Origin of the sequence: Mycetocola sp. 2940 (assembly GCF_040548835.1) — a bacterium.
Taxonomy (GTDB): Bacteria; Actinomycetota; Actinomycetes; order Actinomycetales; family Microbacteriaceae; genus Mycetocola_A.
Genome location: NZ_JBEPSK010000015.1, coordinates 11,984 through 28,090, shown reverse-complemented (window position 1 = coordinate 28,090; position 16,107 = coordinate 11,984). Strand labels below are relative to the sequence as shown.

The 16,107-nt window shown below is 65.3% G+C and carries 13 protein-coding genes and 1 tRNA gene; 5 read left to right on the top strand and 9 right to left on the bottom strand.

The window, feature by feature from the left end:
- Window positions 1–34 precede the first annotated feature (34 nt).
- The 6 genes from ABIE24_RS15200 to ABIE24_RS15175 all read right to left on the bottom strand — a co-directional run bounded on the left by ABIE24_RS15200 (window position 35) and on the right by ABIE24_RS15175 (window position 6,792).
- Window positions 35–1,348: an ABC transporter substrate-binding protein gene (locus ABIE24_RS15200; protein ID WP_354501144.1), complete on the bottom strand. Its 1,314-nt coding sequence runs from the start codon at window positions 1,346–1,348 to the stop codon at window positions 35–37.
- Between the two features lie 81 nt (window positions 1,349–1,429).
- Entirely contained in the window at window positions 1,430–3,151 is a 1,722-nt protein-coding gene (locus ABIE24_RS15195; protein ID WP_354501142.1) for an amylo-alpha-1,6-glucosidase, read from the bottom strand.
- Window positions 3,148–4,035: a carbohydrate ABC transporter permease gene (locus ABIE24_RS15190; RefSeq protein ID WP_354501140.1), complete on the bottom strand. Its 888-nt coding sequence runs from the start codon at window positions 4,033–4,035 to the stop codon at window positions 3,148–3,150. Before ABIE24_RS15190 ends, ABIE24_RS15195 begins: the two co-directional genes overlap by 4 nt.
- Complete coding sequence (locus tag ABIE24_RS15185; RefSeq protein WP_354501227.1) at window positions 4,032–4,985, bottom strand: carbohydrate ABC transporter permease; 954 nt, start codon at window positions 4,983–4,985, stop codon at window positions 4,032–4,034. The genes ABIE24_RS15190 and ABIE24_RS15185 overlap by 4 nt, the downstream gene beginning before the upstream one ends.
- An 18-nt stretch (window positions 4,986–5,003) precedes the next feature.
- On the bottom strand, window positions 5,004–6,302 hold the full coding sequence (locus tag ABIE24_RS15180) for an ABC transporter substrate-binding protein (protein ID WP_354501138.1): 1,299 nt from the start codon (window positions 6,300–6,302) through the stop codon (window positions 5,004–5,006).
- 417 nt (window positions 6,303–6,719) lie between these two features.
- Window positions 6,720–6,792 (bottom strand) — tRNA-Arg (locus tag ABIE24_RS15175).
- Between the two features lie 233 nt (window positions 6,793–7,025).
- Here ABIE24_RS15175 and ABIE24_RS15170 point away from each other — a divergent pair.
- Both ABIE24_RS15170 and ABIE24_RS15165 read left to right on the top strand, forming a co-directional pair.
- The gene (locus ABIE24_RS15170) at window positions 7,026–8,729 is read left to right on the top strand and encodes an MDR family MFS transporter (protein ID WP_354501136.1); all 1,704 of its coding nucleotides are present in this window, start codon (window positions 7,026–7,028) and stop codon (window positions 8,727–8,729) included.
- On the top strand, window positions 8,726–9,217 hold the full coding sequence (locus tag ABIE24_RS15165) for a MarR family winged helix-turn-helix transcriptional regulator (protein ID WP_354501134.1): 492 nt from the start codon (window positions 8,726–8,728) through the stop codon (window positions 9,215–9,217). Before ABIE24_RS15170 ends, ABIE24_RS15165 begins: the two co-directional genes overlap by 4 nt.
- 11 nt (window positions 9,218–9,228) lie before the next feature.
- On the opposite strand, the gene ABIE24_RS15160 is transcribed toward ABIE24_RS15165, so the two are convergent.
- Genes ABIE24_RS15160 through ABIE24_RS15150 form a run of 3 tightly spaced genes read right to left on the bottom strand, consistent with a single transcriptional unit; the run spans window position 9,229 to window position 12,326 of the window.
- Window positions 9,229–10,038 carry a carbohydrate ABC transporter permease gene (locus tag ABIE24_RS15160; RefSeq protein WP_354501132.1) on the bottom strand — a complete coding sequence of 270 codons (810 nt, stop codon included), beginning with the start codon at window positions 10,036–10,038 and terminating at the stop codon, window positions 9,229–9,231.
- Window positions 10,031–10,993: a carbohydrate ABC transporter permease gene (locus ABIE24_RS15155; protein ID WP_354501131.1), complete on the bottom strand. Its 963-nt coding sequence runs from the start codon at window positions 10,991–10,993 to the stop codon at window positions 10,031–10,033. Before ABIE24_RS15155 ends, ABIE24_RS15160 begins: the two co-directional genes overlap by 8 nt.
- The gene (locus ABIE24_RS15150; RefSeq protein WP_354501129.1) at window positions 10,983–12,326 is read right to left on the bottom strand and encodes an ABC transporter substrate-binding protein; all 1,344 of its coding nucleotides are present in this window, start codon (window positions 12,324–12,326) and stop codon (window positions 10,983–10,985) included. The genes ABIE24_RS15155 and ABIE24_RS15150 overlap by 11 nt, the downstream gene beginning before the upstream one ends.
- 204 nt (window positions 12,327–12,530) lie before the next feature.
- Here ABIE24_RS15150 and ABIE24_RS15145 point away from each other — a divergent pair, with 204 nt between their 5' ends.
- Genes ABIE24_RS15145 through mgrA form a run of 3 tightly spaced genes read left to right on the top strand, consistent with a single transcriptional unit; the run spans window position 12,531 to window position 16,095 of the window.
- Window positions 12,531–13,760, top strand: coding sequence for an acyl-CoA dehydrogenase family protein (locus ABIE24_RS15145; protein WP_354501127.1), 1,230 nt, complete (start codon window positions 12,531–12,533; stop codon window positions 13,758–13,760).
- 10 nt (window positions 13,761–13,770) lie between these two features.
- Complete coding sequence (locus ABIE24_RS15140) at window positions 13,771–14,997, top strand: acyl-CoA dehydrogenase family protein (protein ID WP_354501125.1); 1,227 nt, start codon at window positions 13,771–13,773, stop codon at window positions 14,995–14,997.
- Window positions 14,998–15,027: 30 nt separating this feature from the next.
- Complete coding sequence (gene mgrA, locus ABIE24_RS15135; RefSeq protein ID WP_354501123.1) at window positions 15,028–16,095, top strand: L-glyceraldehyde 3-phosphate reductase; 1,068 nt, start codon at window positions 15,028–15,030, stop codon at window positions 16,093–16,095.
- Window positions 16,096–16,107 lie beyond the last annotated feature (12 nt).

The following is a 16,107-nucleotide window of genomic DNA, read 5'->3' as shown; positions in this document are numbered from 1 at the left end:
GGTGTGCGTCCGGGCGGGCGCTTGTACCGCCACGTCAGTCTGCGATTCCGCGGCCGGTCGCTGTGGCGATCTGGTCGGCGGCATCCTCGAGGGTCTTCTTCGGGTCTGCGCCGTTGACGACCGACGCCACGACGGCGTTGGCGACAATGTCGAGAGCTTTCGCGTTGTCGCTGGTGTAGGTGACCGACGGGATCTCAGCGGTCTGCTCGGCGAAGAGTTCGTAGACCTTCTGCGATGAGAAGTACGGGTCTTCCTTTTGGAAGTAGGTGTGCTCGAGTGCGGGCAGGTATGACGGGAAGAGTCCCTCGTTCTCCATCAGGGACACCTGATTGTCTGCGTCCGCCAGTGCATACGCCAGGAAAGACGCTGCCAGGTCCGGGTTCTTCGACTGAGAGGGGATCGCGAGATTCGAGCCGCCGTTGTTGGACGTCCGCGCAGAATCCTTCCCGATCGACGGGAGTTCAACCACTCCGAACTTGCCGGACAGTTCTGGCATTTCGGCGGTGAGCGTGCCGATCCACCACACGGCTTCGGGATGCACGGCGGAGTCGCCGTTCTTCGTCGCTGTCACGCGGCCGTCCCAGCCTTTGACATTCTTCAGCAGGCCTTTATCGTTCATTGTCTTCAGCAGCGTCAGCACGTCGACTGCTGCGGGTGAGGTGATGGCGATGTCGCCGTCCTCGTCGAACAGGCCCTGGCCGGCCTGTTGGAGCAGCATGGTGAACGTCGCACCGCTCGCCACATCGATCGACATGAGCGTGTGGCCCGTTTCGTCCTTGATCTGTTCGCCTGCTGCGACCAGGTCATTCCAGGTGTCCAGTGATGCCGGGTCCACTCCGGCTTCGGCGAAGTAGTCCGAACGGTAGAACAGCCCGACGGTGCCGGAATCCCAGGGAGCAGCGATCAGTTCCCCGGCGGCGTTGCTCCCAGCGGACCACTTCGACGGATCGAAGTTCGCTTCTTCGTCCCCGAGGATGGGCGTCAGGCTGGTGAACCCTTTCGGGAACTCGGAGATGTATCCGGGAGCTCGATCGGTTTCGATCGTGACAAGGTCAGGGAGTCCGCTTCCGGCCTGCAAACCCACGGAAAGCTTGTCGTACGCGTTGTCGTAACCGACGTCGACGACCTTGACCGACGTGTCGGGGTGGCTGTCCTCGTAACTTTCGGCGAGCCGCTTCAGGCCAGCAGCGGCGGTATCCCACGACCACACCGTAATCTCACCGCTCGCTTCCGCTCTGGGCTTCAGGGTGACGGAGGCGGATTGTGCGGCGCCACCGGTCGCGCAGCCGGTGACGACCAGCATCGCTGCGAGACCGGCGGCCGGGACGATCATTCGGGATATCTTCATGGGAACCTCTTCGTTGGGGTGTTCAGAATATTGTATACAGTAGACGCGCGGATGCGCTTGGCGAGTGGGGAAAGCCGCGCACTAATTCGACAGGGATACGGCAAGGTCGACGAACAGCGCCGCCGACCAGCCGAACGACGTGGTCGCGGTCGCCGCACGTTCTCCGGTGATCGGGTTGAAGTATTCGTGTGGCCCACCGCCGTGCTTGACCAGTTCGACGGTTCGTTCGGCGAGCCGGCGGGCTTCGGCGCCGTATCCGGACCGGGTCAGGCCGTCAACGAGGAGGGCGCTGATGTTGACCCAGACTGGTCCGCGCCACATCCGTTCGGCCGAGAAGTCGGGGTCGCCGAGGGCGACGGTCGGTACCGGCCAGCGCGTGTTGAATTGGGTTGGGTCGTCGATGGCCGCGACGAGAATCTCTGCGACGGCCGGTGGCAGTTCGCCGGTCAGCAGCGGCAGCAAACTGACCGCCGTATAAGAGGGCAGTGTCTCGCCGCCGGCACGAGCGTGAAAACGACCGGATGTCTCATCCCACAGGTCGAGCAGGCGGAGAAGAGTGGAGTCGGCTCGGTCCGTGAACCGCTGGGCTTCGCTGTGCCGCCCTCCGCGGCGCCACTCCTGGGCGAGTTCACGGTCCTGCATCACCAGGTATGCGCCGAGGTCTGGTGCCGCCACCGGTATGGCCGCATCGAAGATGGGACTGTCGTCGAGCCCGGACGAGTACGGATGACCGTACTCGGGCATGCCGTCGGCGTCTGCATCGGAGTGCGCGAACCACCAGTCCTGGGACCGCGCAATGGTGTTCCATGCTGTGTCCGCCCAGCGGTCGACTGCTGCAGCTCCGACGCCTGGTGCGGTTGCCTCGAGAACTTTCCGCAACGCCCAAGCGGCGAGGGGCGGCTTGGTCAGCGGCACCGGCTTGGACAGGTCGGCCGCGTTTGAGCCATGACGGCGAAGCGTTTCCCGGTCGTTCAACGGGAGGTCGTCACTTGAGGCGAGCACCCCTTCGTCGTGGACCACGTCGGGGAGTTGACCGTCGGATGTCGGGAATCGGAACGCCAGGTCGAGCTGCTCCCTGGCAAGCTCAGGGTCGCCGTGTCGCAACCCGACGGCGATGAAGTAGGCATCCCATTGCCACAGGCCGACATAACCGATTTTGGACGGAACGACAGCTCGCGCTTTGCCTTGGCCGGGCAGTTCAATGATGTTCGCACCGAGAACCCACCAGCACAGGGCGGTCATCTGTTGGAGGTCGGGACGAACCCGGGGGCACCGGTCAAGCCATGCCGTCCATACACCGAGTGTCTGGCTGAGATTATCCCGATGGTCCGCCGCCGTGCGGATGGCCGTGCGTCGCTTCTCGTCAATGTGAATCTCGACGGACGTTTTAGCGTCGGCGCCGAGCCGGATTCGGGTGATTTCTCCGTCCGGCATGCCGAGTCGAAGCTCGACGGCCGCTCCGTGCGCTCCGACGCTGAGCGCGTCCGGGCCGGCGAAGGTGACGGACGCCATCCCGTCACCGAATTCGATCACATGTGGGAGAACCCGGGTCACGAAAAGCGGGTGCCCCGACACCGTGACCGTCAGCGTTTCGATCACCACGCAGTCGTCGAGTTTGCGCTCGTATTCTGCTCTGCTGACCTGCAATCCGCTGACCTGGTTTCCTTGACCGGGTGCGGCGAGAAGGAGAACACGTGAGCGTGGCAACGTGAACGGCGCATCGACAAGGTCGAGGGACTCGCCGACCAGCTGGAGGAGTTCCTCGGTGGACGGTTCTGCGGCGTGCCGGGTGAAGTCGCTCATCGTCCACCGAGTCCTGACGCGGCCATGCTGCTGATGATTTTCCGCTGCCCGATGACGAAGGCGACCAGCATCGGGATGGTGGCTACCGCTGATGCCGCCATCACCAGGCCGTAGTTGACGGAACCATGCTGACCCTGGAAGGACGCCAGCAGGAGCGGGACCGTGAACAGTTCGGAGCTGTTCAGCAGGACCAGCGGGAACAGGAACGCGTTCCACACGTCGAGGGCGACGATGATGCTCAGCGCGCCGAGTCCCGGTCGGAGGTTCGGGAGGACGACGCTCCAGAACGTCCGCCACCGGCCGGCACCGTCGACGAGGGCTGCTTCCTCGAGCTCGCGGGGAAGGGACAGCACGAACTGTCGCATCAGGAACACCGCAAACGGGTTCACCATGATCGCTGGGATGATCAGCGCAAGGTGTGAGTCCACCCATCCGAGGTTGCTCATCAACAGGTAGAACGGGATGAGGGTGACCTGCTTCGGGATCATCTGTGTAGCAAGGAAGATGATGAAGAGGATTCGGTTGCCGCGGAACTTGATCCGTGCGAAGGCGTATCCGGCCATGGACGCGGTCACCAGAGTGCCGACGACGGCGAGAACGGCGATGTAGATGCTGTTCAGGTACGCCTGTCCGAACGGCGCGGCGTTCCACGCGTCTACGAAGTTGGTGAACGTCCACGGAGCGGGCCAGAAACTCAGCGGGTCTTGCAGCAGTTGCGGCAGCGTTTTGAACGCGGTGAGCATCATCCACAGGAACGGGAACACCATCGCAATCCCGACGACAGCCAGCACGACGTGAAGGGCGACGACTCGACCGCGGGCACCGGCCGCGCGGCGGCTGTCAGTTTCGGCGAGGAGGGTGACCGGTCGTTCCGTGCGGGTCATGCGGCACCGTCCTCGTAGTGAACGAACTTCTTCTGGGCGCCGAACTGGACGGCAGTCACGACAAGGGTGAGAACAAGCAGGATGACCGCGGCCGCGCTGGACGGTCCGAATTGGAAACGCCCGAAACCGAGGTCGTAGATGTGGTAAACGATCGTGCGGGTCGCGTTGTCGGGGCCGGCGTTCGCGGTGAGGACGAACACGACGTCGAACGTTTGGAGCGAGCTGATGAAGGCGATGACGGATGAGAAGAAGATGATCGGTGAGAGCAGCGGCATCCGGATACGCCAGAAGAGCGTGAAGGCTCCTGCTCCGTCGAGCTTCGCTGCCTCGATCACGGATGCTGAGATGTTCTGCAGGCCGGCGAGGAAGATGATGACGTTCAAACCCATGGATGCCCAGATCGAGACGATGCAAACAGCGATGAGAGCGAGACTTGGGTCACCCAGCCAGTCGGGAGGGGCGACGCCGAAGATTGTGGCGATGGCGGTGCTGAGTACGCCGTCCGCTCGGAGCATCTGCTGCCAGATCATCGCGACGGCGACGGTGCTGGTGACGACGGGCGCGAAGAACAAGACCAGGTAGAGAGTTCTGGTTTTCAGTTTCTCCAACGCGACGGCGATGATGACGGAAAAACCCAACCCGATCGGAACGGTGATCAGTGCGATGAGGAGGGTGTTCACGATACTGCGCAGCAGCAGCGGGTCCTGAAGTTGGGAGACGAAGTTGTCGAAGCCGACCCAGGTGAGCTCGGACAGACCGTCCCAGGAGGCGAAAGCGAGGACGAGGCTGCCGACAAACGGAAGGAGCACGAACACGACCATGCCGATCAGCTGCGGCCCGACGAAGAGGTAGCCCCAGCGTCGGTCTTTGCGCCGCCAGGCGGACTCCTTGCGGAGCCCGCCTGGTGTGTTCACGCTCGGGGCGTCTCTCGTGGAGAGCCGGTCAAGCATGGTGGTCACAGTTCATCCTCACTTGCTGGTTTTGCTGACGATGAGGTCCGCGATTGTGTCGAGGGTGCTCTGCGCGTCGCTTTTGCCCTCGTAGAGGGAGAGCATCAGGTCGCTGATGTCGGTGGAGAGGCCGGGTACGGCTGCCACTGTCGGGTGGTCTTCGAAGCCGATGTCCCGCATGTCGAGGAACGTCTGCGCGTGGGCCGGGTAGCCGTCTTCGAGCACGACGTCATCTGCGCCCTTGATGGACGGCACAGCGTTGCCGCCACCCTGAAGCCGGAATGTCTGCCCTTCAGCGCTGAGGAACTCGGTCCAGAATGTGAATGCGGCGTCCTTCTTCTCCGTATTCCTGTTGATCGCAAGGTACGACGTCGCGACACCGGTCGGTGCGGCGGATCCGTCCGGTGTTGGCCAGCGGACGATGTCGTAACTTGCTTCCTCGCCCGCCGATTTGACGGTGCCGATCGTGTACCGGCCCTGTGAGAAGAAGCCGGCCTTGTGGGAGACGAAGAGACTGTCCGCGCCGGCGCCTTCAGGAAGAGAGTCCGCGACGACGAATTTTCCGTCCTGGAAGTTCTTTCCGAGAGTCTCGACGGCGTCAATGGTGGCTTGGTCGGTGTTACCGGTGAAGTCACCGGATTCGTTGAACGCGTTCCCGCCCTGTGAGGAGATCCAGCTGTAGTGGGTTGCCCAGTAGTTCCAGAACAGTGAACCGGTGAGTCCAGCGGCTTCCAGTTTGTCGTTCATGGCGAGGTAGACGTCGGTGGTCCACTTCCCCTGTTCGGCGAGTTCTGCCGGGTCTTCTGCGATTCCCGCTGCTTCCAATGCTTTCTTGTCGTACCAGAGGACGTCTGGGTTGGAGTCGTTCGGGGCGGCGAAGATGTCTTCGTCGGTTTGGGCGGCACCGAACAGGCCGGGGAAGAAGTCATCCGGTTTGGTTTTGCTGTCCTCTGATTCCATGAGGTTTGTCAATGGCAGCAGCACGTTCGCGTTGACGAACTGCCCGATTTTGTCGTCTCCGATGTAGAAGACGTCGGGCGCTGTTCGCGAGGTCAGTTGGGCAAGAAGTTTCGAGTGGTAGTCGCCGTAGGACGCGACTGGCTGCAACTCCACTTTGATGTCGGGGTGACGTTTCATGAAGTCATCGTTGAACTCTTCAAATCGGGTGAGTTCCTCGGGGGTGCCCCAGGTGGACCACACGACGGTATCGGAGTCGCCGGAGGAGGATCCACCGCTGCACGCGGCGAGGGATACGGCGATTGCACCGGCGGCGATGACCGCAGTGACCTTTCGCTTCAATGGGGGGGACGTGGACATGAGGGCCTCTCGACGATGAAAGATGCGGGTCTGTATTCGGTATTCTGTATACAGATCGCACCTTTGTCAAGACTTCCGAGGCTGAACGTGCTCCCCCGGCCTTTCTTGGTCGATGCCCGCGCAAGAACCAACTCTCGAACGGGAAGGTGAGAAGCACCGATTCGTGCACCGGCCGGGCTGCAGCAGGAGTGCCTCGTCCCGCTCTACCCGCAGGGAACGGTGGACGCCCTGCTCCCCGACGCAGTATCAATGCATATGAGATGAGCCGCTTCTATCGCGACGCACTCGGGGCGCCTCGGACGGGATGCGCCGTGTGGTCGCATCATGCCGCTCGAGCCCGAATATCCGCAGGCGACGCTCCCCAACGAGAAAGCCCCGGAGAGACAGCCAGAACTGGCGTCTTTCCGGGGCATACCGTGCGCCCGAAGGGATTCGAACCCCCAACCTTCTGATCCGTAGTCAGATGCTCTATCCGTTGAGCTACGGGCGCATGGGCTTGGCCCGACAAAACGTAGTCGCTCGCAGGCCGTATTAGAGACTACATGACCGCGCCGCCGGGCGCCAATCGACGGGACTGCCCTGACACCCCGCGACGGCGCAAGCCACCCTAAGCGCGGGGTATAGTTGATGTTTGTCAATCATCTATCCCGGAGTCGAATGCCTCGAACTGCCCGCAGCACTAAGCCGAAGAAGATCAAACGCACCGCTTCCGCCGACGGAACCATGTCTCAGCGACAGGTCCTCGAGGCGCTGTCCGGCCTGCTGCTTGGGATGTTCGTCTCGATCCTCGCCGGGACGGTGGTCGCGACATCCCTCCCCGTCATCATCTCCGACCTCGGCGGCGACCAATCGGCGTACACCTGGGTCGTGACATCCACCCTCCTGGCGACGACGGTATCGACTCCGCTCTGGGGCAAGTTCGCCGACCTCTTCGATCGCAAGCTGCTGATCCAGCTCGCCCTCGGACTCTTCGTCGTCGGATCGGCGGCTGCAGGCTTCTCGCAGGACACCAACACGCTCATCCTCTTCCGCATCTTCCAGGGTCTGGGCGGTGGCGGGCTCGCGGCGCTCAGCCAGATCATCATGGCCGACATCATCAGCCCGCGTGACCGGGGCAAGTACGCCGGGCTCTTCGGCGCTGTCATGGCACTCGGCACCGTCGGCGGCCCGCTTCTCGGCGGCCTGGTGACGGATGCCTTCGGCTGGCGCTGGAACTTCTTCATCGCGTTACCGATCGCGATCGTCGCGATCCTCCTGCTCCAGTCGACACTGCACCTGCCCAAACACCCGAAGCGCACCGTGCGGATCGACTACCTCGGCGCGATCCTCATCACTGCGGGCGTCTCACTCCTGCTCATCTGGGTCTCGATGGCCGGGTCTCAGTACGACTGGGCATCGGTGCAGAGCCTCGTCATGGTCCTCGGCTCGATCCTTCTTCTCGCTGCCGCCGTTCTCGTCGAACTCAAGTCGCCCGAGCCGATCATTCCCCTCGGGATGTTCCGCAACCGCACGTTCACCCTCTCCGTCATCGCGAGCATCTCCGTCGGCGTCTCGCTGTTCGGGACCTCGGTGTTCCTCGCCCAGTACATGCAGCTCGCCCGCGGCGCCTCACCGACGGAATCCGGCCTGCTCACCATCCCGATGATGGCCGGCCTGCTGATCTCCTCCACCGTCTTCGGCGGACTGATCAGCCGGCGCGGCAAGTGGAAGGCGATCATGGTGTCGGGTTCCGCCCTGACGGTGCTCGGCTCGACCCTGCTCGGCACCCTTCACTACGACACCAACCTCATCCTGGTCGGCGTCTACATGGCGGTCCTCGGAGCAGGCGTCGGCATGCTCATGCAGAACCTGGTCCTCGTCGTGCAGAACTCGATCGAGGTGCGCAACCTCGGGGTCGCGACGAGCGCCATCACCTTCTTCCGCAGCCTCGGCGGCACCATCGGGGTCTCTGTGCTCGGCTCGATCCTTGGAACCGTCGTCGCCCAGAGCATTCGCGACGACGTCGCCGCCCTCAAACCCGCCGACCAGGCCCTGGCCGGCACCTACCTCGGGAGCGGAACGATCCCGAAGATCTCCGAACTGCCCGACGTACTCACGACCATCGTGGAAAGCGCCTACGGAACCGGCGTCGGATTCGTCTTCCTCTGCGCCGTCCCGCTCACGATCGTGACCCTGGTCGCGGTCGCCTTCCTCCCGAACGTGCCGCTGGGGACCCTCAACGCCATACAGCTGAAGACACAACGCGCCGACCGTTCCGCGTCTGCAGACAAGTCCCGTGAACGCGACGACGCCAACGACATGCTCATCGACGTCTCCACCGCCAGCGTCGCCCTTCCCGCGGTCGGGCTCGCCCACCCGACGGAATCGACGACGGTGGGCGAACGGGAGAACCCCACCAGGATCCAGCCGCAAAGAAGCGACAGATGAGTGCCGACCGCGACCCCGTCGCATCCGACGATCGCCATGCCGCGGCGATCCTGACGGCCGAAGATTCGATCAGTACCCTGTCGCGCAAGCTGCAGCTGATCGTGCGCAATGCGGCAACGGCGGTTGACCCGTCGCTCCAGCCGGTCAGCTATCGGCTGCTGCGGACCATCCAACGCTGCGGAACCGTCCAGGCCAGCGTCGCAGCCGACATGCTCGTCGTCGACCGGAGCGTCATCAGCAGGCAGGTGCGACAGCTTGAGAACCTCGGCCTGGTCGAGACCCGCACCGACCCGGTGGACGGCCGGGCGCGCATCCTGGCCCTCACCGAGGAAGGCACCCTGCGAATGCGCTCGGTCAACCCGACGAACCGCACGATTCTGCACGGGTTGCTCGCGTCGTGGTCGGCCGAGGAACTGGAGAGTTTCTCGGCGCAGGTCGAACGCCTCAACGAGGCCGCCGACGTCGCCACCGCCAACCCGGCAACCTGACGCGCTGGCGGCTACTTCACACTGCCGCTGACAAGCCCGGCCACGAGCCAGCGCTGCAGGTACACGGCGGCGGCGAACACGGGGATGACCCCGATGATGGATGCCGCGGCGATCTTCCCGAAGTCCTGCAGGCGCTCCCCCAGCATGAGCGAGAGCACCACGGGCACGGTTTGCGCCTCGGGCCCCTGGGTGAGGAAGGTCGCGAGGACGAACTCGTTGTAGTTCAGCACCGCCACGATCACGCCGACGGCCACCAGCCCGGGGGTAAGCAGCGGCACCACGATGCTGGTGAGCACCCGGAAGGCTCCGGCACCGTCGAGCTGGGCGGCCTCGTCGAGCTCCACGGGGAGCTTGCGCACGAATCCCTCGAGCAGCCAGACGGCGACGGCGGTGTTGGCGAGCGCGTACACGAGAGTCAGCCCGGTGAGCGTGTTGTTGAGCCCGAGCACGCGCAGGAGCGTGAAGATCGGCACGACGGCGACGATCGGCGGCAGCAGCCACGGACTGAGGATCGTCGCGGCGAGGGTCTTGCCGCCCGTCCGGTAACGCACCATCGCCCAGGCGGCCGGCAGCGCGATCACCAGCGTGAGCAGCGCTCCGCCGAGCGAGGCGATCACCGAGTTGAGGATGCCACGTGGCAGCCGCGACGACGCGGCATCCACCCAGTTTCCCCATTCCGGGTTCGACGGCCAGAGGATCCCGGCCGAGATCTCACCCTGCTTCATGAGCGACACCGAGAGCAGGTAGAGAAGCGGGAGCAGCGTGAACAACAGAGCGACTCCGACAGCGGCGGTGGCCAGCCGGCTCGAACGCTTAATCATGGTGAAGTCTCCTCGTGATCGCCACGACCGGCAGCGTCACCAGGGTGACGACGACGGCGAGGAGCAGCGTGATCGTGCCGGCGCGGCCGAGATCGAACTGCTGGAGCGCGGCCTGGTAGATCAGGTAGGCGGGAACCGTCGTGGACTGCCCCGGCCCGCCCGCGGTCATGATGTAGACGAGGTCGAAGACCTTGAAAGCGAGGACGATCCGGATCAGAAAGGCGGCGGCGATCGTCCCCGCGATCGCCGGAAGGGTGATCTGCGCGAAGAGGCGGATGCCGCCGGCCCCGTCGAGCGCTGCGGCTTCCGTCACCTCCGGGTCCTGTCCCAGAAGCGCGGCGAACACGAGCAGTGCGATGAGCGGCGACCACTCCCAGACGTCAGCAATCGCCACGCCGAGGAACGCGAGCGTCGGCGACGCCAGCACCGACACCGGGTCTCCGGAGTACCCGAAGAAGGTCAGGATCGTGTTGAACAGACCACCGGAGGGGTTGAAGATCAGTTTCCAGAGGATTCCGACGACGACGGGCGGGGTGATCATGGGCAGCAGGAGCAGGGTGCGCACGAGCGCGCCGGACCGTGCGCTGCGGAACAGCGCCAGCGCCGTGGCGACCCCGAGCACGACGCTCGCCGTCGAGACGAAGATGGCGTACACGGTGTTGCGGGCGAGTGCGGCGACGACATCCGAGTCGGCGAGCGCCGCCTCGATGTTGGCCGTGCCGACCCACTCCTGGAACGGGCGACCCAGGCTCGACTCCGACAGTGCGGTGAGCACGATGAAGATCAGCGGGTAGAGGCCGAGCACGATCAGCGACAACACGCTCGGTGCCACGAAAAGCCGGTGCGCCGTGACGTCGCGGCCGCGCCAGCGCGGACGGGGCGCGGGAACGCCGGAACCCGGCGGCGTCGGGAGACGTCGCCGGGTGTCCGGTTTCTGGAGGGTGCTAAGAGCCAAGGATCTCTTCCCATTCAGCCTGCACGCCGTCCAGGGCCTCCTGGGCGGTTCCGCCTTCGCCGGCGAGGAGCTTGGCGAGCTCGTCGGTGAGAATCTGCGCGAGCTCGGTCGCGTGCTCACCGGTCGGCCAGGCCAGGGCGCCTTCGAGCGTCGCCCGGTTGGCCTCCTGCAGTTCGGGGTACTCGGTGCCGTAGCTCTCGCTCTCGAGCGACGAGATCCGGTTCGGGTCGATTCCGGTGGGAGGCGTCGCGGTCAGCAGCGCCTCGTTCACCTCGGACGACGCAGCCCACTCGACGAAGGTCTTGGCCAGTTCGGTCTTCTCCGTGTTCGCGGCGATGACCCAACTGAAGCCGGCCACCAGAGACGCCCGGCTCTCGGTGTTGTCCCCACCGGTCGGCAGGAACGAGACGCCCCACTTGTCGACGACCTCCGAACCGCTCTCCGGGTCCTGCGAGCGGACGCCGAGGTCGGTCCAGTTCTCGATGAAGCCGACCTTGCCGGCGAACCACGCGCTGTTGCCTGCGCCGAAGTCGGTCTCAGCCGGTGTGGGCAGGGCGTGGTCGTTGATGTCGACGAGCGCCTGCGCGGCGGCGACGGCCTCTTCTGAGTTGATGACCGGCTTGCCGTCCTCGTCGAGGAACTCGCCACCGAAGCCGGCGAGACGGTTGGCGAAGCTGGCGCCGAGGATCAGCGGGGACTTCTGACCGAAGATCGCGGCGCCGTAGACGCCGTTCGCCTTTTCGTTCTCGGTGATGGTCTTCGACTGCTCGAGGTACTCATCCCAGGTCGCGGGCGGCTCGGTGAAGCCGTTCCGCTCGAGGATTTCCTTGTTGTAGAAGAGCACGTGGGTGTCGCCGTCGAAGGGCACGCCGTAGCGCTTGCCGTCGACTTCGCTGTACGGCTCGTAGATCGAGGGGATGAAGTCGTCGGTGTCGAGCGCGTCTTCGGATTCGACCCATTCGGTGAGGTCCTGGATCGCGCCGTCAGCGGCGAGGTCACCGAGCGAGACGTACCAGGGCGCTGCGACGTCGATCGTGTTCGCACCGGACTGCTGGTCAAGGGCGAGCTTCGAGCCGATCTCGTCGTAGGGCACGATGACCGGGTTGATCTTGGCCCCGGTCTCCTTCTCGAACTCGGTCGAGAGCCATTCGGATGCTCCCTCGTGGGAGGAGATCAGCAGCACGGTGAGTTCCTCACCGGTGAAGTCACCGTCGGCGGAAGCGCTGTCCTCAGCGGGAGCCGAGCAGCCGGCGAGGACGAGCGAGACGGATGCCGCGATGCCGGCGGCGAGGATCGTGCGCGGCCGGCGGATCCGGCGAGGCGAAAAAGACATGTCGAACTCCAGAGGGGGATGGGTGCTTTCTGAAGATACGGAGGAGGCGGCTCGTCCGCCGGGTGTGACGTAAGAATTCGACACGTTTCGTCATGTTCCCGATCTCGCTGCCCGGAGTGTTTCCTTAGGTTTCGCCTCGTCCGGTTCATCGGGGGCCACGCTGGTAACTTTCGAAGTCCGGCACAGAACCCAAGGACTTCACCCATGCCAGAAGCAACAGCAACCACCCAGCCCCGCACCCACTGGTCGGGCACCGCAGACCAGACGGAACTCGACCGCTGGCAGTCGATCGCCGAAGGCGTCGCCCGCGAGCTCGCCGTCGACGTGCTCGAGCGGGACCGCGCCAATGTGGACCCCCGCCGCGAACTGCAACTGCTCCGCGACTCCGGCCTCGTCAACCTGCTCGACCCGGCCGAACTCGGTGGGGGCGGCGCCCACTGGGAGACCGCGTTCCTCGTGATCCGCACCCTCTCCCGGGTCGACGCATCCGTCGCCCAGGTGCTCGCCTACCACTACATCAACAAGAGCAACATCAGCTTCCTCGTGCCGCGCGATCAGCAGGCCGAGTGGTACCGGGCCACGATCGAGGGCCAGTGGTTCTGGGGTGACAGCGTCAACCCGGTCGACCCTGACCTGCAGCTGACCCCGGATGCCGGCGGCTGGCGGCTCAACGGCGTGAAACACTTCTCGACGGGCGCCTCGGTCGGCGACCGCATCCTCATCTCCGCCGCCGTGACGGGTGGGGACCGCGACGGTCAGCTCGTGCTCTTCGTCATCCCCGCGGATGCCGCCGGCGTCGAGCCGCTCGGCGACTGGGACGCCCTCGGCCAGCGGTTGTCGGCCAGCGGCTCCGTTCGCTACACCGATGTCGCCGTCACCGAGGCGGACCTCCTCGGTGAGCTCACGGAGGAACCCTTCGCGAACCTCATCACTCCCGGCATCCAGCTCGCGTTCTCGAACCTCTACCTCGGCGTTGCCCAGGGAGCGCTCGAGCAGGCTCGCGATCTCACCCGCGCACGCAAGAACGCGTGGTTCCTCTCCTCAGCCGACCTGTACCGCAACGACCCGTTCGTCCAGCGCGTGTTCGGTGAGTTCGTGGCGCGTGTCGAGGCCGTCGAAGCGCTTGCCGACAAGGTGGGACGCCGGTTCGACGCGGTCGTCGAGCTCGGGGACGCAGTCGCGTTCGAGACCCGCGGGGCGATCGAAGTCGACATCGCCAAGCTCAAGATCGTGTCGACCGAGGTCGGCATCGACGTCGCGAACCGCGTGTTCGAAGTGACCGGTTCCAGTTCGGCCAAGGCGAGCGTGGGACTCGACCTGTTCTGGCGCAACATCCGCACCCACTCGCTGCACGACCCGGTCGACTACAAGAAGCTCGAGGTCGGCGCCCACTTTCTCAACGGAGAGTTCCAGCCGATTTCGCTCTACACCTAGGAGAATCCGGATGCCAACGACGACAGCACCAGAGACCGTGTCCCGGCTCGATTCCGTCCTCGAACGACTGCGGCCGGTCTTCGACGACATCGCCGCAGGCGCCGTGCGACGCGAGCAGGAGCACACCCTGCCGCACACAGAGGTCCGCCGACTCGTGGACGCCGGCTTCGCCGGGCTGCGTGTGCCGGTAGAGGACGGCGGCGACGGGCTCACCATCCCGGAACTGGCCGAGGTTCTGGTCGAGCTGGCAGCCGCGGACTCGAACCTTCCCCAGATCTTCCGGGGGCACATCGCTTTCGTCGAAGACCGTCTCACCGCGCCGCCCGGCGCCGACCGCGACCGCTGGTTGCGCCGCTTCGCCGACGGCGAGTTCGTCGGCAACGCCTGGAGCGAAGTGGGACAGGGCGCCCTCGGCACGTCGTCGACCACGCTGGACAGGGACACGGACGGCTGGACGCTGAACGGCCGCAAGTTCTACACGACCGGAAGCATCTACGCCGACTGGATCGACGTCACAGCCCGGCGCTCCGACGACGTCGACGGCACCGCTCTCGTGCGAACCTCCCAGCCCGGCGTGAGCATCACCGACGACTGGGACGGTTTCGGCCAGCAGCTCACCGGCACGGGCACCACCGTCTTCGACCGGGCGGCGGTCGAGGACGACAACGTTTTCGCGTTCGCCGACCGCTTCCGCTACCAGACCGCGATCTACCAGCTCGTCCTCCTCGCCGTGCTCGCCGGTGTCGCCCGTGCGGCCGAGCGCGACACGGCCCGGGAGGTTCGGGATCGGACCCGCGTGTACAGCCACGGCTCGGCGTCGCTCGTGCGCGACGACCCGCAGATCCAGGCGATCGTCGGTGAGATCTCGTCCGTGGCCTTCGTCGCGCAGGCCACCGTGCGGAACGTTGCCGACACCATCGAGCGGGCGTACGAGACGGCAGGTCGGCGTGGGTCTGCCGAGGACGACGCCGCCAACATCGCGGCCGAGATCGCGTCGGCACAGGGGCAGGTCGTACTCTCGACGCTCGTGCCGCAGGTGGTGACCCGCGTGTTCGACACGCTCGGAGCATCCGCCGTCAGCCGGGCGAAGGGCCTCGACCGCCACTGGCGCAACGCCAGGACCGTGGCCTCCCACAACCCGTGGATCTACAAGGCCAAGATTGTCGGAGACTGGGCGATCAACGAGACGCCGCCTCCGTTCCTGTGGGAGATCGGCGTCGCCACCCCGGATCGCTGAAACAACGAATCCATCCCTGAGGAGATCATCGTGACCGACGACGTGCGCTTCGACGCATCCGTTCCCGACATCCATGCGCCCTACCAGGCGGCATCCGACCGATACACCCACCTCGGCTACCGCCGGGTCGGCGACAGCGGGCTGCTGCTGCCGCCGATCTCGCTGGGCCTCTGGTACAACTTCGGCGACAACCGGCCGTTCGACGGCCAGCGCGAGATCCTGCGCCATGCCTTCGACCGCGGCATCACCCACTTCGATCTCGCCAACAACTACGGGCCGCCGAACGGCAGTGCCGAAGAGAACTTCGGCCGGATGCTGTCGCGCGACTTCAAGCCGTACCGCAGCGAGCTCATTGTGTCGACGAAGGCCGGCTGGCCGCACTGGCCGGGCCCGTACGGCGACTTCGGGTCGCGCAAGTACCTGCTCAACAGCCTCGACGAGTCGCTCGAGCGCCTGCGCACCGACTACGTCGACATCTTCTACTCGCACCGCGTCGACCCGAACACCCCGCTTGAAGAGACCATCGGCGCGCTCGACACCGCCGTGCGGCAGGGCAAGGCGCTCTACGCCGGCATCTCCTCGTACTCGGCCGAGCGCACCGCGCGCGCCGTCGAGATCGCGCGTGGGCTCGGCACGCCCCTCGTGATCCACCAGCCGTCGTACTCGCTCGTCAACCGTTGGGTCGAGGAAGGCCTGCTCGACACGCTTCGCGACAGCGGACTGGGATCGATTGCCTTCACGCCGCTCGCGCAGGGCCTGCTCACCGGCAAGTTCCTCGACGACCCGGAGGCGTCCCACGCGACACCGCGCGGATCGTTCAACGACAGCTTCCTGTCCGAGGACAACCTCGCACGCCTGCGCGGCCTCAACGACATCGCGGCATCCCGTGGCCAGACCCTCGCCCAGCTCGCGCTGGCCTGGGTCCTGCGGCCGGGCGGCGCGACGAGCGCGCTCATCGGCGTCTCGCGCATCGAGCAGCTCGACGAGAACCTCGCGGCGCTCGAGAACACGTCGTTCACCGCCGACGAACTCAGCCGCATCGATGAGTTCGCGGGTGACGCGGGCGTCAACCTCTGGGCGCAGTCCAGCGACCTGTAGCCGGACGGATGC